General features: G+C 61.2%; 13 protein-coding genes. 4 read left to right on the top strand and 9 right to left on the bottom strand.

Features of this window, described 5'->3' with window-relative positions:
* Positions 1–27: 27 nt before the first annotated feature.
* Complete coding sequence (locus tag AC1DHT_RS01485) at positions 28–1,884, top strand: RNA helicase RhlE2 (RefSeq protein ID WP_427543841.1); 1,857 nt, start codon at positions 28–30, stop codon at positions 1,882–1,884.
* Between the two features lie 66 nt (positions 1,885–1,950).
* On the opposite strand, the gene AC1DHT_RS01480 is transcribed toward AC1DHT_RS01485, so the two are convergent.
* Together AC1DHT_RS01480 and AC1DHT_RS01475 are read right to left on the bottom strand one after the other, a co-directional pair.
* Entirely contained in the window at positions 1,951–2,529 is a 579-nt protein-coding gene (locus AC1DHT_RS01480) for a YceI family protein (protein WP_427543844.1), read from the bottom strand.
* A 31-nt stretch (positions 2,530–2,560) separates the two neighbouring features.
* Positions 2,561–3,112: a cytochrome b gene (locus AC1DHT_RS01475; protein ID WP_427543847.1), complete on the bottom strand. Its 552-nt coding sequence runs from the start codon at positions 3,110–3,112 to the stop codon at positions 2,561–2,563.
* A 309-nt stretch (positions 3,113–3,421) separates the two neighbouring features.
* Between AC1DHT_RS01475 and AC1DHT_RS01470 the strand changes: the two genes are divergently transcribed.
* Positions 3,422–4,828 carry an adenosylmethionine--8-amino-7-oxononanoate transaminase gene (locus tag AC1DHT_RS01470; protein ID WP_216744041.1) on the top strand — a complete coding sequence of 469 codons (1,407 nt, stop codon included), beginning with the start codon at positions 3,422–3,424 and terminating at the stop codon, positions 4,826–4,828.
* A gap of 189 nt (positions 4,829–5,017) precedes the next feature.
* A complete protein-coding gene (locus tag AC1DHT_RS01465) occupies positions 5,018–5,737 on the top strand; it encodes a 16S rRNA (uracil(1498)-N(3))-methyltransferase (protein ID WP_054594441.1) in 720 nt (239 codons plus the stop codon).
* 110 nt (positions 5,738–5,847) lie between these two features.
* On the opposite strand, the gene AC1DHT_RS01460 is transcribed toward AC1DHT_RS01465, so the two are convergent.
* From AC1DHT_RS01460 to AC1DHT_RS01450, 3 genes are read right to left on the bottom strand one after another with little or no spacing between them, the layout of a single operon-like run.
* Positions 5,848–6,750: a transporter substrate-binding domain-containing protein gene (locus AC1DHT_RS01460; protein WP_427543851.1), complete on the bottom strand. Its 903-nt coding sequence runs from the start codon at positions 6,748–6,750 to the stop codon at positions 5,848–5,850.
* A 29-nt stretch (positions 6,751–6,779) separates the two neighbouring features.
* The gene (locus tag AC1DHT_RS01455) at positions 6,780–7,130 is read right to left on the bottom strand and encodes a RidA family protein (protein ID WP_103316745.1); all 351 of its coding nucleotides are present in this window, start codon (positions 7,128–7,130) and stop codon (positions 6,780–6,782) included.
* A gap of 27 nt (positions 7,131–7,157) precedes the next feature.
* The gene (locus AC1DHT_RS01450; protein ID WP_427543854.1) at positions 7,158–8,399 is read right to left on the bottom strand and encodes a D-amino acid dehydrogenase; all 1,242 of its coding nucleotides are present in this window, start codon (positions 8,397–8,399) and stop codon (positions 7,158–7,160) included.
* A 107-nt stretch (positions 8,400–8,506) separates the two neighbouring features.
* On the opposite strand from AC1DHT_RS01450, the gene AC1DHT_RS01445 reads away from it, so the two are divergent.
* Positions 8,507–9,418: a LysR family transcriptional regulator gene (locus AC1DHT_RS01445; protein WP_427543857.1), complete on the top strand. Its 912-nt coding sequence runs from the start codon at positions 8,507–8,509 to the stop codon at positions 9,416–9,418.
* A gap of 90 nt (positions 9,419–9,508) precedes the next feature.
* Here AC1DHT_RS01445 and trhA read toward each other — a convergent pair whose 3' ends face one another.
* The 4 genes from trhA to AC1DHT_RS01425 form a co-directional block, all read right to left on the bottom strand.
* On the bottom strand, positions 9,509–10,126 hold the full coding sequence (trhA, locus tag AC1DHT_RS01440; protein WP_123581315.1) for a PAQR family membrane homeostasis protein TrhA: 618 nt from the start codon (positions 10,124–10,126) through the stop codon (positions 9,509–9,511).
* Positions 10,127–10,268: 142 nt separating this feature from the next.
* Positions 10,269–10,730, bottom strand: a complete 462-nt coding sequence (locus AC1DHT_RS01435) for a chemotaxis protein CheW (protein WP_427531946.1) — start codon at positions 10,728–10,730, stop codon at positions 10,269–10,271.
* Positions 10,723–16,653 carry a hybrid sensor histidine kinase/response regulator gene (locus AC1DHT_RS01430; RefSeq protein ID WP_427543860.1) on the bottom strand — a complete coding sequence of 1,977 codons (5,931 nt, stop codon included), beginning with the start codon at positions 16,651–16,653 and terminating at the stop codon, positions 10,723–10,725. Before AC1DHT_RS01430 ends, AC1DHT_RS01435 begins: the two co-directional genes overlap by 8 nt.
* A 38-nt stretch (positions 16,654–16,691) precedes the next feature.
* Positions 16,692–18,752, bottom strand: a complete 2,061-nt coding sequence (locus AC1DHT_RS01425; protein WP_427543863.1) for a methyl-accepting chemotaxis protein — start codon at positions 18,750–18,752, stop codon at positions 16,692–16,694.
* Positions 18,753–18,778 lie beyond the last annotated feature (26 nt).

Raw genomic sequence — 18,778 nt, 5'->3', positions numbered from 1 at the left:
CAAGCCCTAACTAAAACAGGATTACTCATGTCCTTTGCTTCCCTCGGTCTCTCCGAGGCTTTAGTCCGCGCCATCGAGGCAGCGGGCTACACCCAGCCTACCCCGGTGCAACAGCGGGCCATTCCCGCCGTGTTGCAAGGTCGCGACTTGATGGTTGCGGCGCAGACAGGTACGGGTAAAACCGGCGGTTTCGCTTTGCCGATTCTGGAGCGTTTGTTCCCCAACGGTCACCCGGACAAATCCCAGCGTCATGGCCCGCGCCAACCACGCGTCCTGGTCCTGACCCCGACTCGCGAACTGGCCGCGCAGGTGCACGAGAGCTTCAAGGTCTACGCCCGTGACCTGAAATTCGTCAGTGCCTGCATTTTCGGCGGCGTTGGCATGAACCCACAGGTTCAGGCCATGTCCCGTGGCGTTGATGTGCTGGTGGCTTGCCCGGGCCGTTTGCTCGACCTGGCAGGCCAAGGCAGTGTCGACCTGTCCCACGTGGAAATCCTGGTACTGGACGAAGCGGACCGGATGCTCGACATGGGCTTCGTCCATGACGTGAAAAAAGTCCTCGCCCGCCTGCCGGCCAAACGTCAGAACCTGCTGTTCTCGGCAACCTTCTCCAAGGACATCACTGACCTTGCCGGCAAGTTGCTGCATAACCCGGAACGCATCGAAGTCACGCCACCGAACACCACGGTCGAGCGCATCGAGCAACGGGTGTTCCGTCTGGCCGCCAGCCACAAGCGCTCGCTGCTGGCACACCTGATTACTGCCGGCGCCTGGGAACAGGTTCTGGTGTTCACCCGTACCAAGCACGGCGCCAACCGCCTGGCCGAGTACCTGGACAAACACGGCCTGAGCGCTGTCGCGATCCACGGCAACAAGAGCCAGAACGCCCGCACCAAAGCCCTGGCCGACTTCAAGGCCGGCGAAGTGCGTATCCTGGTAGCCACCGATATCGCTGCTCGCGGCCTGGATATCGACCAACTGCCACACGTGGTCAACTTCGAACTGCCAAACGTCGACGAAGACTATGTGCACCGTATCGGCCGTACCGGCCGTGCCGGTCGTTCGGGTGAGGCGATCTCGCTGGTTGCCCCGGATGAAGAAAAACTGCTGAAAAGCATCGAGCGCATGACCAAGCAGAAAATCGCCGATGGCGACCTGATGGGCTTTGATTCCAGCGCTGTAGAAGCCGAGAAACCAGAAGTTCGCGAGCGTCCGGATGTGCGTAACCCACGCAATCCACGTGGCCCACGCGGCGACGGTCCAAACGGCAGCGGCGGTGGCGGCGGTCGTAAGGACAAAGGCAAGGACAAGGGCGGCAAGGAAAAACCGGCTGCCAGCCGTGGCGAACGCCCGGCTCAAAAGCCGCGTGAAGGCACCCCGGCCCGCGAACAGCAGCGTCCGGCACCTCGCGCCGCCGCTGACCGTGCACCGGACGAGTTCCTCGACGACGATATCGATAACTTCGGTAACCGCGTCGACTACGTTCCGCAGCAAAAGGCCCCTCAAGGTCGTGGCCGCCGTCCGGGTGCTCCGGCGCAAGGCGCTGGTGCAGGTGCTCCACGCACCGGCCAGCCACAAGGTCGCCAGAACGGTCCGCGTAACAGCAGCGGCGCCAGCACTGGCACCCCGCCTGCCAAACGCAGCGGTCCACGCAACGGCGCTCCACGTGACGGCCAGGCCCGTCGCGAAGAGTCGCGCAACCGCCGCCCGGCCCGTGACGACCAGCCGCGTCAGGAACCTGCAGTGCAGAACCCGCGCGGTACCCAGCCGAAGATCATGCACAAGGAGTCAAAGGCCGATCGCTTCCCGACACCTGAGCAGCTCGATCAACTGCCAAGCCGTCCACGTGGCGAGAAACCGGCTTTGCTGACCCGCAACCGCTGATTTCTCCCGCTAACAAAAACGCCCCCGATCGCAAGATCGGGGGCGTTTTTGTGTCAGCAGCGAAAGTTATTTCGCTTGAACACCTTCAAACGAGATGTCCAGGTCCAGGGTTTGGGAGGTAGGACCTGGGCCTTTGATGCCGAACTCGCTCAACTGCAGGGTAGTCGTGCCGTTGAAACCGGCACGGTAGCCACCCCATGGGTCCTTGCCTTCGCCGTTGAAGGTTGCCTTGATCACGACTGGCTTGGTCACGCCGTGCAGGGTCAGGTCGCCGGTCACGTCAGCGGTTTTTTCGCCAGTGGATTTGACACTGGTGGAAACGAACTTGGCTTCAGGGAATTTCGCTGCGTCCAGGAAGTCCGGGGTACGGATGTGCTTGTCACGTTCAGCGTGATTGGTATCAACGCTGGCGGTTTTCAGGACAACATCGATTTTGCTGGCTTCCGGAGCCTTGGCGTCGAAGCTGAACTTACCGTCCCAGTCCTTGAAAGTACCGCTGATGAAGCTGTAACCCAGGTGGCTGATCTTGAAGTCGATGAAGGCGTGATTGCCTTCTTTATCGATCTTGTATTCTGCGGCCATCGCTTGCCCTGCCGACAACAGCGCGGTACCGATTGCCAGAGCGGCGAGAGTCTTTTTCAACATGCTTTCTATTCCTTGGAGTCGAGGTTGAACATCAGGCTTTGCGTCCCAGCATTCGCGCCAGGGTCGCATCACGGTCGATAAAGTGGTGCTTCAGTGCTGCCAACGCATGGAGACCGGAAAAAACTACCAGCGCCCAGGCCAGATACAGATGAATCGCACCGGCGGTGTCTGCCTGGTCCGGTAGACCGGAAATCAGCGCAGGAATTTCAAACAGACCAAACACCGGAATCCCGACACCGTCTGCGGTGGAAATCAGGTAACCGGCAATCATCACCGCGAACAGGCTGAGATAGAGGAAGGAGTGGCCGAGCTTGGCGCCGAGGCGCGTCATGCGGCTATAGCTTTGCAGCGTCGGCGGCGGTGGGCTGATAAAGCGCCACAACACCCGCAACAAAAAGAACGCGAACAGCGTCAAGCCGATGCTTTTGTGCAAGTCCGGCGCTTCTTTGCGCCAGCTGCTGTAGTAGTCGAGACCGACCATCCACAAGCCCAGAGCAAACAGACCGAAGACTGCCAGCGCCACGCCCCAGTGCAGGAGGATGCTGACCCAGCCGTAGCGGGAGGAAGAGTTACGTAGCTGCATTGCCCAAATCCTGTAAGAACTGCGACCAAGACTATCGAGTTATCTATCGATTTAAAGCCGAAAATTTCGCTTTGAAATATCGAGAAATACGATCAAGAGTCTGAAAGAGCTGTGTTAAGGAAAGATTAACCTCCCAACATAAGACGCTCTAGCGTGCCCTGTCAGCGTATATGCACGTCAATACAACCACGTAGCGCACTCCGTTTCCATGCGCAAACACCACAATAGGTTGTCCGCTCGCCCGGCATTGCATAGGCTTGCGCGATTGCATGTCCGCGCACGTCACGGATCGCCTCGAGGAGAGTGAAAATGGGCCTGAATAATCAGTGGATGCAGCGCGATCTCGCGGTTCTGTGGCATCCCTGCACCCAGATGAAAGACCACGAACAGCTGCCGCTGATCCCGATCAAGCGCGGCGAAGGCGTATGGCTCGAAGACTTCGAAGGCAAACGCTACCTCGACGCGGTCAGCTCCTGGTGGGTCAACGTGTTCGGCCACGCCAACCCGCGGATCAACCAGCGGATCAAAGACCAGGTCGATCAACTGGAACACGTGATCCTCGCCGGTTTCAGCCATCAGCCGGTGATCGAGTTGTCCGAACGCCTGGTGAAGATGACGCCGGAAGGCCTGACGCGGTGCTTCTACGCCGATAACGGTTCGTCCTGCATCGAAGTGGCGCTGAAGATGAGCTTTCACTACTGGCTCAACCGCGGTCAGTCGAACAAGAAGCGCTTCGTCACGCTGACCAACAGCTACCACGGCGAAACCATGGCCGCGATGTCGGTCGGCGACGTGCCGCTGTTCACTGAGACCTATAAAGCGCTGTTGCTGGACACCATCAAGGTGCCAAGCCCGGACTGCTACCTGCGTCCCGAAGGCATGAGCTGGGAAGAACACTCGCGCAACATGTTCGCCGCGATGGAACAGACCCTCGCTGAAAACCACGAAACCGTCGCTGCGGTAATCGTCGAGCCGCTGATCCAGGGTGCTGGCGGGATGCGCATGTATCACCCGGTGTACCTGAAACTGCTGCGCGAAGCCTGTGACCGTTACGGCGTGCACCTGATCCACGATGAAATCGCCGTCGGCTTCGGCCGCACCGGGACGATGTTCGCCTGCGAACAGGCCGGCATCCGTCCGGACTTCCTGTGCCTGTCCAAAGCCCTGACCGGTGGTTATCTGCCGCTGGCTGCGTGCGTCACCACAGATGAGGTCTACAGCGCTTTCTACGACGACTATCCGACCCTGCGCGCCTTCCTGCATTCCCACAGCTACACCGGCAATCCGCTGGCCTGTGCGGCGGCGTTGGCGACGCTGGATATCTTCGAAGAAGACAACGTCATCGAGAACAACAAGGCCCTCGCCCAGCGTATGGCCAGCTCGACCGCGCACCTGGCTGACCACCCGCATGTTTCGGAAGTGCGTCAGACCGGCATGGTGCTGGCCATCGAGATGGTTCAGGACAAGGCGAGCAAAACCGCTTATCCCTGGCAGGAACGCCGCGGGCTGAAGGTGTTCCAGCACGCACTGGAACGTGGTGCGCTGTTGCGGCCGTTGGGCAGCGTAGTGTATTTCCTGCCACCGTACGTGATCACCCCCGAGCAGATCGACTTCCTTGCCACCGTTGCCAGCGAAGGGATCGATATCGCCACCAGCAACAAGGTCAGCGTGGCGGTACCGAAGGACTTCCACCCGGGCTTCCGCGATCCGGGCTGATGGATCGCACTATGCGGTCAATGTGGGAGCAGCCGGGCGGCGTTCCGTCTGCTCGCGATGCGGACACCGAAGTCGTTCTGCCAGACCTCTGTGATGCTATCGCGAGCAGGCTCGCTCCCACACAGGCGGGCCGCCCGCAAAGATGTCGACACCGACTCGGATCACCAGCACCCTTTTCAGAGACCCAGAATGAGACTGTCCCGCTTCTTCATCGACGCCCCCTTGAGCCTCGGCGAGCATGAATTGCCTGAGGCCCAGGCGCACTACATCAGTCGCGTGCTGCGCATGGCCGAGGGCGATGCGCTGCAAGTATTCGACGGTTCAGGCCAGGAATTTCGCGGCACGCTGGCGGAGGTCGGCAAGAAACGCGTGCGCGTGGCGTTAACGGAAAGCTTCGCCGGGCAAATCGAGTCGCCGTTGCAGATTCATCTGGGCCAGGGCTTGTCCCGGGGCGAGCGGATGGACTGGGCGATTCAGAAAGCCACTGAACTGGGCGTCACTGAAATCACCCCGATATTCAGTGACCGCTGTGAAGTCCGGCTCAAGGACGAACGCGCCGATAAACGCTTGCAGCACTGGCGCCAGGTCGCTATCAGCGCGTGCGAACAATGCGGTCGTTCGCGAGTGCCGGTGATCCACCCGCCCCTGTTGCTGGCCGACTGGCTCAAACAATCCGAGGCCGAACTGAAGCTGGTGCTGCATCCGGTGGCCGAGCCGCTGGTCAGCCATGCAAAACCTTCGACACTGGCGTTCCTGATCGGCCCGGAAGGCGGGTTGTCGGACGTGGAAGTCGATCAGGCTCAAAGTGCCGGCTTCCATTCCGCCCGCCTCGGCCCGCGAGTGCTGCGTACCGAAACCGCACCGGTGGTGGCATTGGCCGTGGCCCAGCAGTTGTGGGGGGATTTCTAACCGCACTTTTTTTGATTTGCGGTGATTGGAAAAGATCGCAGCCTGCGGCAGCTCCTACGGACGAACGCGATCCCCGTAGGAGCTGGCGAAGCCTGCGATCTTTTTGCCGTTTATTCCACCGGATCACTTACCGGTTTGGCGATGATGGCTTTCAGCTCGCTGGTCATCGGAAACTCCAGGTTCAGCCCTTTGGGCGGGATCGGCTGTTCGAACCAGCGTTGGTAGATGCCGTTGATTTCACCCGAGCTGTACAGGTCCGCCAGGGCTCCGTTGACCAGCGCGAGGAATTGCGGATCATCCTTGCGCACCATGCAGCTGTAGATTTCCCGCGACTGCTCTTCTCCAACTACCACCCACTTGTGCGGATCACGGGCCTTGGCGCGCTCGCCGTAAAGCAGTGCATCGTCCATGTAAAACGCCGCTGCCCGGCCCGATTGCAACATCTGGAAGGCTTCACCGTGATCCTTGGCACTGATCACGAACATGTCGATCTTGTGGTCGGCGTTGTAGCTTTTGAGAAAGCGCTCGTTAGTGGTGCCGGCGGTGGTCACCACGTTCTTGCCGCGCAGGTCAGCGAAGCTCTTGATGCCGCTGTCGCTGGCCGTGAGTAACTGGCCTTTGACGTAAATAAACCCGTAGGAAAACGCCACCTGTTTTTGCCGCTCGGCGGTCACCCCGGTAGAACCGCATTCAAGGTCTACGGTGCCGTTCTGCACCAGCGGGATCCGCGTCTGCGAGGTCACGAGGTTGTACTTCACCTTGAGCTGCGGCAACGCGAGTTTCTGCTGGATACGCTCAACGATCTTGTTCGCCAGGTCCACCGAGTAACCCATGGGCTGGCCCGACTGATCACCCACATAAGAGAACGGCACCGACGCATCGCGGTAGCCCAGCGTGATGCTGTTGGCGCTGGCAATTTTGCTCAAGGTGCCGGTCAGCGGCGCCTCGGCCGCCTGGACTTGAGTCCCGAGCAGCAGGCCCAGGGTGCAGCCGATCAACGTGATTTTTTGCATTGTTATTCTCCGTTGTGGATGGTGTTTATTTAGCGGCGAGCAGCGATAACGGTAATTTCCACCAGCACCTGCGGGCGTGCGAGTTCAGCCTGCAAGGTGGTGCGACTCGGTGCGTGTCCCGGCGACAGCCAGGCCGACCAGACGTCATTCATCGCCGCAAAATCCTGCCCGATGTCCTTCAGGTAAATGGTCGCGCTCAGCAGATGGTCCTTGTCGCTGCCCGCCTCGGCCAGCAACGCGTCGATCTTCTCCAGCACCTCGCGGGTCTGCCCTGAGACATCGGTGCTGTCGCCCGGCACCTGACCGGAGAGAAACACCAACTCGCCAAAGGTCACGGCGCCGGATAAACGACTGTTGCTGTTGATACGAGTGATGGTCATGAAACGTTCCTTTGCATGGATGAGAGGTCAGGCAGCACGATGCGTAAAACCCTGCAGGTCGATGGAAGGGTTGCGTTGGCCGATCAGTTCGCTGAGCACCCGGGCACTGCCGCACGCCAGGGTGAAACCCAACGCGCCATGGCCGAGGTTGAGCCACAGGTTGCGGTAAGCCGTCGCCCCCAACAGCGGCACGCCGCTGGGAGTAGCCGGGCGCATACCAGCCCATTCGACAGCCGCGTCGTAGGTGCCGGCATTCGGAAACGTGTCGCAAGCCTGGCGCTTGATCAGTGCCAGGCGCTTGGGATCCGGCGCCGGATCGAAGCCAACGATGTCGACCATCGCCGCCACCCGCAATTGCTCACCGATCCGCGCATAGACGATCTTGCGGTCGTAGTCGGTGATGCTCAGGTCCGGGGCACGATGCTCCGCACCAATCGGTACCGTCAGGCTATAACCTTTGAGCGGATACAGCGGCAGGTGCACACCGGGCAGTGCCAGCAACGGGCTACGGTGGCCGGCGGCGATGACCAGTTGTTCGACCGGCAACACCTCATCAGCCAATTCAATGGCGCTTACCGCACCGTCGACATGACGAATCCCGATCACCGCCCGCCCCAGCCGAAACTCGCATCGGCCCGAGGCTTTCAGCCGCTTCATCAGTTGCTGGCAGAAGGCGTGGCAGTCGCCCACCTCTTCGTCCGGGGTATAAATCGCCCCGACAAACGCAGCATCAGCCAGCGCTGGCTCAAGACGCGCGCTTTCAGCTGGCGACAACACTTGCTGTTGCTGTGGATCGACGAGGCTGTTGCGGGCATGCTCGAAGCTCGCAGCCTGGCGAAAGGTCACCAGTTTGCCGTTGCGCCGCCAATTGAAGCCGTCCAGCGAGTCCTCTTCGCGCCAGCCTTGCAGGGTGGTCTGGCTCAATAGCGCCAGACGTAGCAAATGGGCCGCATTCTGGCGATTCACCGAGGTCCGGCAAGCACCAAGGAAGGACGCCATCCAGCGCCACTGCGCCGGGTCGAAACGCATGCGCAGCTTCAGCGGCGAATCCCCTCGCAGCATCCAGCCGATGGCCTGTAACGGCACGCCGGCATCGGCCAGCGGCGCAACATAGCGATAGGACAATTGGCCGCCGTTGGCAAAACTGGTTTCGCTGCCCAGCGAGTCACGGGCCTCGACCACCGTCACCTCAAAGCCATCGCGAACCAGCGCGTAAGCCGTTGTCAGGCCAATCACCCCACCGCCGATGATGCAAACTCGCTGAGCCATGTCAGTCCTTAGTCATTGTTGAGACGGGCCTGAGGTTAGAGCCAGGTGACAGGCGCCGAACAATGAATAAAGATGCCTGACCCATAAGCAAAGGTTATGGAATCGCCATGCGCCTTCGACACATCGAGATTTTCCAGGCCATCCGCCAGACCGGTTCGGTCAGCGGCGCCGCGCAATTACTGCACGTCTCGCAGCCTGCGGTGACCAAGGTGTTGCAGCACGCCGAGCAACAACTGGGCTTCCCGCTGTTTTTGCGGGTGCGTGGTAAATTGCAGGCTACGCCTGAAGCACTGGAACTGGAGCGCGAGGTCGACAAGGTCACTGAAAGCCTGCAAGGAGTGCGACGCCTGGCCCAGAGCTTGCGCCGCGAGCCGGGCCACAGCCTGCGGATCGGCGCGACACCGGCGCTGGCCCTGTCGCTACTGCCGCCGGCGGTCAACGAGTGGACCCGGCGTTACCCGGACATCGTCTGCGAACTGTCCAGCGCCCACAGCCGCGAATTGATGCAGAACCTGCTGATGCGTGAAATCGATGTCGCGCTGACCCTGCAACAACCCGACCACCCAGGGCTCAAGGCCCAGGCGTTGGCCTGTGGGGTGCTGGTAGCGTTGGCGCCGAGCGGTTACTGGCCTGAGGTAGACCAAGGCAAGCCACTGCCATTGATGGCCTTGGCCGATGCGCCTTTGATTGGTCTGTCCAGCGCCGATCCGTTGTCCGCCAGGCTCGACAGTTACCTGAAAGCCGTCGAGCCACCGCCACGGGTCAGCATCTCCGTGCAGACCTATTCATTGGCGCGGGCCATGGTCGAATCCGGTGCCGGGCTGGCGGTCATCGACCCGTTCACAGCCCTCGGTGCCTCACCGAGGACTACGACCATCCGGCCATTGGCGCCGCCGTTGCCGATCACTTTGTACGCCGTGACCCGCGTTGACGAGCCACCGCCGCACACCCTGAGCGATTTGCTGACGATCTTCAGCACGCGCGCGCAGGAGCAACTGGATCGGTTGGTGGATCGTTGATGAGCACCAGCTAAAAGATCGCAGCCCGCGACAGCTCCTACAGAGCAACGCGTTCGGCGCAGGAGCTGCCGAAGGCTGCGATCTTTTGCTTCACAAGACGTAAAACAGAATCGCCACAAAGTGCAGCAAGCTGCCGGCGATGACGAACAGGTGCCAGATGCCGTGGGCGTGGCGCAGTCGGCTGTCGAGGGCGAAGAAGATGATGCCGACGGTATAGAACACCCCGCCCGCCGCCAGCCAGGCAAACCCGATAGTGCCCAACGCCGCCAGCAGCGGCTTGACCGCCACCAGCACGATCCAGCCCATCACCGCATAGATCACGATCGACAGAATCCGCGCCTCGGAGCGCGGTTTGATCTCTTGCAGCATGCCGATCACCGCCAGCCCCCAGACAATCCCGAACAGCGTCCAGCCCCACGGTCCGCGCAAAGTCACCAGACAAAATGGCGTGTAACTGCCAGCGATCAGCAGGTAGATCGACAGGTGATCGACCTTCTGCATGATCACCTTCGCCCGCCCGCGCACGCTGTGATAAACCGTCGAAACGCTGTACAGCACCAGCAAGGTAAACCCGTAAATCGCCACGCTGACAATCTTCCAGGGGCTGCCGTCCAGACTGGCAATCACCAACAACCAGACCGCCCCGACACACGCCGCAACCGCCCCGAACAAATGGCTCCAGGCGTTGAATTTTTCTCCGTGATACATGTGTCTCCAACCTCAAAAAATCACTGCAACATCGCACAAGCCTCAGGCTTGCAGCCTGAGAGCGCAATGTTTCAAATCAAATGTCGTGGACGAAATCGGTCCCTTTGTGGGACTTATCGTTCCCCAAAAGGGAGCGTTCAACTCACTGCGCAACCAACCCCGCCCCCACCAACAACTCTTCCAGCGCCAGCAGGTCCGGGACTTTCGCCACGTGTTCGGCGACCTGTACCGCAGCGTGTTCCAGCGAGCACAGCGGCACGTCGACGTAGCTCAACTGGCTGTCGAGCTTGTAGGAGCGTGGAATGCCTTGCACCAGCAAGGCGATGAATTTGAGGTGCGGGCGCCCGCCGAGGGCGTTGAGGACGACGATGCGCGCGCGGTCGCCGATCACGGTTTTGTTGCCGCAAGCCGATTCGAAACTCAACAGCGGGATTTTCCGATCACGCCAGGTCACCAGGCCCAGGTACCAGGGCGGTGAGTCGAGGTCAAAGGCACCGGGCTGATAGTCGATCAGCTCGGCGACGGCGACATTGGGCAGGATCAGGTTGCGATCGGCCAAGGGCAACAGCAGCCCGGTAAGGTTGCTGGTGCGGTGCTCAAGCATGGGTTTTGCTCCACAAGGCGATGCTGTCGAGCAACACCGATTCCTGGTACGGCTTGCCGAGGTAGTCGTTGACGCCGATAGCCATCGCCCGGTCGCGGTGTTTCTGGCCGGTGCGCGAGGTGATCATGATGATCGGCAGGTGCTGCAACCGTGGATCGTTGCGCACCTGCATGGCCACTTCAAAACCATCCATGCGCGGCATTTCAATGTCCAGCAGCATCAGGTCAGGCATGTGCTCTTCGAGCAACAGCATGGCGTCGACACCGTCCTTGGCAGTCAGCACGTTCATGCCGTGGCGTTCGAGCAGGCGGCTGGTGACCTTGCGCACCGTAACCGAGTCGTCGACCACCAGGACCAGCATCGAACGCTGCGGCTCGGCCTCGGTGACCGGCTCCTGAATGACCCGCTGCGGCGACACGTGCGCCTGCATGGCGCGGATATGCGTCAGCAGGTCGAGAATCAGCACCACCCGGCCATCGCCAAGAATGGTCGCGCCGGACAAACCTTGCACCGCCGCGAACTGCGGGCCGAGACTTTTCACCACGATTTCCCGGGTACCGGTCGTCGCATCGACCTGCACCGCGATGCGCCGCTCGTTGCACTGCACCAGCAACACCGGCAACGGCAGGCTCTGGCCCAGCAGTTTCGGGCGGACGCTGGTCTTCAGCAGCTCGCCGAGGTAACACAGTTCATAGCGTTGCCCGGCGTATTCATATAGCGGTGGATCGAGCTGGTAATAGCCCTCCAGCTCAAAGGGCAGCACGCACACGATGCCTTCGATGGTGTTCAGCGGGATCGCGTATTGATCCTCGGCACACTGCACCATCAGCGCACGGTTGACCGACACGGTGAACGGCAGCCGAATGCGAAAGTGCACGCCCTGTCCCGGTGTCGAGTCGATGACCATCGAGCCACCGAGTTGCCGCACTTCTTCGTGAACCACGTCCATGCCGACGCCACGCCCGGAGATCTGGGTGATTTTCTCCGCCGTGGAAAATCCTGGTTGCAGAATGAACTGCAACACGTCGCGATCGCTCATGTCGCTACCGGGGTCGAGCAACCCGCGCTTGATCGCCTTGCGCCGCACGGCATCCAGCGGCACGCCGGCACCGTCGTCGCGGATGTCGAAAATGATGTCGCCGCCCTCACGGGACAGGTCCAGGGTGATGCGGCCTTGCTCGGGTTTCCCGGCTGCCCGGCGTACTTCGGCAGACTCCAGGCCGTGGTCGACAGCATTGCGCAGCATGTGCTCAAGCGGTGCCGCCATACGTTCCAGCACATTGCGGTCCATCTCGCCTTCGGCGTTCCCGACAATGAACTCGACGTCCTTGCCCAACTCGCTGGAGACTTGACGAACGATACGCTTCAAGCGCGGCAGCATCCGTTCGAACGGCACCATGCGCGAGCGCATCAAGCCTTCTTGCAGTTCGGTGTTGATCCGGCCTTGTTGTTGCAGCAGGTTCTCGGCGTCGTGGTTGCAGCGGTCGAGGGTTTCCTTGAGGTCGAGCAAGTCGGAAGCCGACTCGAACAACGCCCGCGACAACTGCTGCAACTGCGAGTGACGGTCCATTTCCAGCGGATCGAACTCTTCGTAGCCCAGGCGCTCAGCCTCAACCTGCTGCCGACTGAGAATCCGGCCCTGGGTTTCGGTATCGAGCCTGCGCAGTTGATCGCGCATGCGCTCGATGGTGGTTTCCATCTCGCTCAGGGCAACGTGGGCATCGTTGACTTGCTGCTCGATACGCCCCCGAAAGATCGAGGTCTCCCCGGCCAGGTTGACCAGATCGTCCAGCAGCTCGGCCGAGACCTTGACCATATCGGCGCCAGCATCCGGTTGCAGCGCTGTGGCCTCAGGCTTGGCCACCGGTGCGACTTCAACCACCGGAGCCGGCGTCGAGGGCTTGTCAGCCGATGGGTGAGTGAAGGCCTTGATCGCGTCGATCAGGCTGTCAGCCGGCAGCACCGGCTGACCGGCGCGGGTCGCATCGAGCATCTGCGCCAACCGGTCATGGCTGCGTTGCAACAGATCGAACAGCGCCGGTATGGCGTGCAGCAAGCCGGTCGACAACCCTTCGTAAAGAAATTCCAGCTCATGGGCCAGGTCGCCAATCGGGGCGATTTCGACCATTCGCGCGCCGCCCTTGAGGGTGTGCAGGTCGCGCAGCAGGGTTTCCATTTCCTGACGGTTCTGTGGGTCTGCCTGCCAGCGCGACAGCGCCGCGCCCGAACTGTCGATGATGTCGAAACCTTCCTCGAGGAAGATCTCCAACAGTTCCGGATCGTGGCTCGCCGCATCATTCGCAGCCGCAGTCTCGACCACATCGGCCGTACTGCCAGTGCTTTGTCGAAATTGCTGGATCTCCTCGATCAGCGTACCCGGATCGCTCAGTGGCTGATGGTTCTGCAACTGCTCGAGCAACATCGCGAGGCGGTCGTGGCTCTGTTGCAGTAACACCCCGAGCGCTGGCGAATGACTGAAGCGCCGGTCGACCAGTCCTTCATAAAGGCTTTCAAGTTCGTGGGCCAGATCGCCGACCGGCCCAACCTCGGCCATCCGCGCGCCCCCCTTGAGGGTGTGCAAGTCGCGCTGCAACGACGACAGCGGCGCAGCGCTCTCCGGATCATTGAGCCAACGCTGCAAGGCTTGTCCGGCGCTTTCGAGGATATCCACCGCTTCTTCGAGAAAGATCGAAACGATTTCATCGTCAATCGTCAACGCCTGCGCCTGCGCCAGCTCGCTGGTGGCACTGCCCAGTTCGGTAATGCTCAGCGTGCGGCTGCCATCGCTGCGAATCAGGCCCATGGCCGACGGATCAAGACCCTCATTGAGCAGATCACGCAAGGCCCGCACCCGCGCCGGTTGCGAGCCGACTTCCTGGCCGGCAGCCAGTTCGTCGAGCATGTTGATCAGCGCTTCGTGAGCGCTTTGCGCCTCGTGGAAGAACCGTTCGTTGACCACCAGGCTGCTTTCTTCCACCGCACCATAGAGATCGAGCAAGGCTTCGCACAGCTCGTCCACCGGATGCAGATCGGCCAAGTGCGCGTTCTCGCCCAGGGTCGTCAATTCATCCAGCAGCGCGCTGAGTTCCTGGCGCTCGCCGGGGTGTTGCTGCCAGCGCTGCAACAGGGTTTCGGCGTCCAGCAGGATGTCCATGCCCTGGGCCAGGAATTTGTTGATCAGTTGCGGATCACGCTTGATCCGCAGCCCCGTGTTCGGCGCATTGAGGATGGCGTCCAGACGCTCGGCAAGCAGTGCCTGAGTGCGCCCGATCAAGTCTTCGGCGCCCCTGATCGGCGTCAGCGGATCACTGTTCAATTGCTTCAGCCCGCACCGAAACAGATCGCCGGCTTCGAGCAGCAGCTCGACTTCGTCCAGGTCCAACGCAATCTGGTGCGCCTTGTACTCGCGGGCCAGATGATCGAACGGCGCCGCCAGTTCGGCAATCGGCAACACACCTGCCATCGAAGCGCTGCCCTTGAGGGTGTGCAACGCGCGCTGCAACTCATCGCTGGCCTGCAACGGCACGTGCTCGGCGGCCCGGTCGAGAAAACGGTCGAGGCTCTGGAGGTGAGTTTCAGCTTCGTTGCGAAAGATCTCCAGCAACTGCGGATCAAGTATCTCGCCGTCCTGCAGCGCAGTGCCCGGCAGGGTTTCATCACCCTTCGCCAGGGCATGGGCGCGAGCGGCCAGGCGGTCGACATCTACACGCTGACGCTGGGTGTTGGCGGCGAACTCAGCAATCAGTTCAGGGAGCAGTTGCAGCACTTCATCCAGCAGTTGATAAACCGGCGGACCCGGTTCGACACTGTGCTCCAGCACCCGGTTGAGCAGATTCTCCAGCGCCCACGCCAACTCGCCCAACACCAGTGCGCGGACCATTCGCCCGCTGCCTTTCAACGTATGGAAAGCGCGACGCAACTCGCTCAGGACCGAGGCGCTGTCGGGGCTGGCCACCCAGCGCGGCAAGTATTCGCGCAGGATATCCAGGACTTCATCGGTCTCCTCGAGAAAGACTTCGCGCAGCTCGGTATCCACCGGTTCTTCATCGGCCGGTGGCGGCAACAGACTGCCCGGAGTGATCAGCGCGGGCGGATTGACGGCACGGGCCGGGCTGGCCAACACCTCGGCCAGCGACTGGGCAATCTGCGGGTTATCCAGCGCCGGCAGATCCGGCATCACCAATGCCAAGCCTGGGCTCAGCACGTCTTCGGGCAACGGCACAGGCACCTCGCCGGGGAAATACCCCAGAGCCGCCAGGCTTTGCTCGGCGACATCGAGGATCTTTTCGCCGGGCGCCTCGGGGTCTTCGCTCAAACGCTCCAGGTAATACTCGATGCTGGTAATGGCGTCGGCCAGACTGTCGAGTTGCGGCCAATCGGGACGCGTCCGGTCTGCCAGCAGATGCTCGCGAATGAAACCTTTGCAGGCTTCCAGCAGGCTCGCCGCACGGCTCAACGGAATCATCGCCAACGCGCCACGCACCTGGGTCAGCACAGCTGGAAGCGGCTGCAAGAGCTGACGATCCCAATCGCTGTCGATGTAGTCGACAATCATGTCCTTGGCCTGTTGCAGGCAGATTCGCGCTTCCTTGATGACAATCTGGTGGATTTGCGTCAGGTCGGTGGTCGGCAACCGGCTCTCTTCGCGGTTTTCCTCGACGGTGCCAACCATTCCAGCCAGGGTCGCCTCGACGTAAAGCAGGGCACCGGCGACATCCATCAGGGTCGCATCGTTCGGCTCGCGCTGGCCTTGGGCAAGGCTCAGGACCACCGCCAGTTGATCGATGATCACCTTGCGCGGTTGACCGAAGCCGAGTACCGCCAGGGTGTCGGCGATTTGCCGCAGTGGCGCCAGCAGGCTGTCGAGGTCCGAGACATGTTGACGGTCGCTGCGCACGAACAGGTCCAGGCGCTCCTTGACCCGCACCAGCTCTTCGCAAAGCGCGGCCAGCACCGAGCGCATCGCGTCGCGGGCCGGGCCGGCCAGACGGGCGCGTTCTTCATCGACCATTGCACTGTCGGGCAACGCGTCGTCCAGGGCATAACGCTCTTTCATGGCTTGCATCTGCGCAGTGGGATGTTGTGCCTTGGCAATGTAGAACAGCAGGCTTTTGAGCAGCTCAGGCGGTGCCGGCTGATTGATTTCCGAGATGCCGTGTTCAAGCAGGCGCTTGAGTTCCTTGTCAGAGTCCTTGAACAGGCTGCGCAGCGCCGGACTATTGGCGACACTGCCGCTGAGCATGCCTTCGACCAGCGCCGAAGCGATCTGCCACAACGGCCCCAAGGGTGCGCCGTCGCACAGCGTTTCGAGATGTGCAAAGACCTTGGCCAGATAGCCGAGATTGGCGGTGTCGTCCTGTTCGCGAAGCAACCCAACCAGCCCCATCTGCAACATTTGCCGTAATTTGCGCAGCACATTCGGCAGCTCGGCCGGCTCAAGCATTGCCAGCGTGTCGTCATCCAATTCGGGAAGCGCTTGCCACTGCGGGCTGAACAGGCTGGTTTCCGACAACAGGCTTTCGCCACGGGCGCTGCGCAGGTCGTTGATCAACGGCAAGACCACCAACGGCAAGTCACGGCGGGCACTGTGCACGCGGTCGAGGTAAATCGGCAGTTGGCCGAGGGCTTGTTGCAGCAGGCGAATGGCTTCATCGCGGTGGCTGACGCGGTTTTGCTGCAACGCTGCCGCGAGCTGCTCCATCTCTTCGGCGAGCAGCGCCGCGCCGTAGAATTCGACCATCTGCAAACTGCCGTGAACCTGGTGAATCCCCGCCAGGCACTCCTCGATCGCGTGCGCCGTCAGTGGTTCTTCGACCCGGTTGTCGAGGGCCATGCTTTCAAGGGCAATAAACGCCTGCTTCAACGTTTCGGCAATTTCGCCCTTGACCCATTCGAGGGCCACATAGTCGTGCCGATCACCCATAACCACTCCCATCAAAATGCTTTTCCAGCAGGCACCGTTCAAGCCTTGTCGGCGCTGCGCTCAGGCACCGCCGGCAAGGTGAAACCAGACACCGAACGCCGCAGCTGGCTGGCCATCTTCGCCAGGTTGCCGATGCTCTCGGCAGTGGCCGTGGAGCCCGACGAGGTCTGCGTGGTGATCTGCTGGATCACGTTCATCGTCAAGGATATCTGACCCGCCGAAGACGTCTGTTGCTGCGCCGCGTTGGAAATACTCTGGATCAACGCTGCGAGCGTTTTCGATACGCCTTCGATTTCTTCCAGGGCCACCCCCGCATCCTGCGCCAGTCGCGCGCCGCGCACCACTTCGGTGGTGGTCTGCTCCATGGAAATCACCGCTTCATTGGTGTCAGTCTGGATCGCCCGCACCAGGGTTTCAATTTGCCGGGTGGCCGCCGACGAACGTTCCGCCAGCCGCTGGACTTCATCGGCAACCACCGCAAAACCGCGCCCGGCATCACCGGCCATGGAGGCCTGGATCGCTGCGTTCAGCGCAAGAATATTGGTCTGGTCGGCAATGTCGTCAATCAGGCTGACGATGTCGCCGATTTCCTGGGAAGATTCGCCCAGACGCTTGATCCGCTTGGCCGTGTCCTGAATCTGCTCGCGGATATTGTCCATGCCGTGAATGGTGTTGTGCACCACCTCGTTGCCCTTGTTGGCGATCTCCACCGAGCGCTCGGCAACGGCGGACGACTCGGCGGCATTGGCCGAAACCTGATCGATGGACTGGGCCATCTCGTTGATCGCCGTCGAGGCTTCGGAAATCTGCTGGGCCTGATGCTCCGAGGCCTGGGCCAGGTGCATCGCGGTCGCCTGGGTTTCCTGCACTGCGGCAGCGACCTGGCCGGCCGTCAGGTTGATGGTCGCGACCAGATCGCGCAGCTGATCGACCGAGTAATTGATCGAGTCGGCAATGGTCCCGGTGAAGTCTTCGGTCACCGATGCCGTGACCGTCAGGTCGCCATCGGCGAGGTCTTCGATCTCGTCGAGCAAGCGCATGATCGCGTTCTGGTTACGTTCGTTCTTCTCGGCAGTTTCCCGCAACTGGCGATTGGTTTCACGGACCATCACCAGGCCGATCAGGATGATTGACATCAGTGCCAGCAAGCCCAGCACGTAGCCGCCGATGGTATCGGTCGAACGCCCGCCCACCATGTTTTCGAAGCCGTTGGCCAGGTGCGAGGCTTCATCGAGCAAGGTCTGCGACAGGTTGAAGATGTTGCCTGCCGACTCACGGACCTTGAACAGTTCAGGCGAGGTTTCGAGGATCTCGTCGACAGAGCCCGAAACAAACTCGAACAGCTCGGAAATTTCGGTCAGCCGGGCACGCGCGTCATGGTCCTCGACCTGGCTGATCTTCAGGGTCGGATTGCCCTGGAGCATGCCGTTGAGCACCTGACCGAAGCGCGCCGCATCACGGCCAAAGGCGTCGGCAGCCTGTTGGGCATTTTCGTCGCCGACGAGCACCGTGTTGACCGCGCCCAGGATCCGTTCGGCCAGCAACGACTGGCGCTGAGCCATGGCGACCTGAGCAGCAGGTGCGCCGCGCTGGAGCAGGATTTCGACGACTTTTTCGTACTCGACCTGCAACTGCGGCACGGTCTCGGCCAGGGTCGCGGCGACCTGATGCAGCGACAGCACAGTCTGTTCGCTGGAAAGGATCGCATCGGTATTTTTCAGCAGGCGCTCCCAGTCCAGTTGCACCGCGCGCATTTCCGCGTGTACCGCGTGGGGTGCTGGTGGCAGACCGGTGGTCGGGTCACCTTTCTTCAGGTAACCCCAGCGTTGGGCGAAGTCGTTGCGCGAATCGCTCAGCAGCTTGAACGCTGCCGCTTTGCCGGCCGCCGCTTCAGTGGCGTTCTTGGCGATGCGCTGGGACAGCACACGCAGCTCTCCGGCGTGACCGATGTACTGCTTGTCGTAGGAGGCCTGGGTATTGAGGTAAGCGAAGTTGGCGAACAGCAACACGATGAACACGATCAGCGCCATGAACAGCACGATGATCTGCGCACGACTGCGCGACCCTTCCGTAGCCTTGCCTGTATTTGCTTTTATCATCGATCCTCGCCTGTTAACCAACGCCC

This window comes from Pseudomonas sp. 05N432 (assembly GCF_056396945.1).
This window is presented reverse-complemented; position numbering and strand designations above follow the sequence as displayed.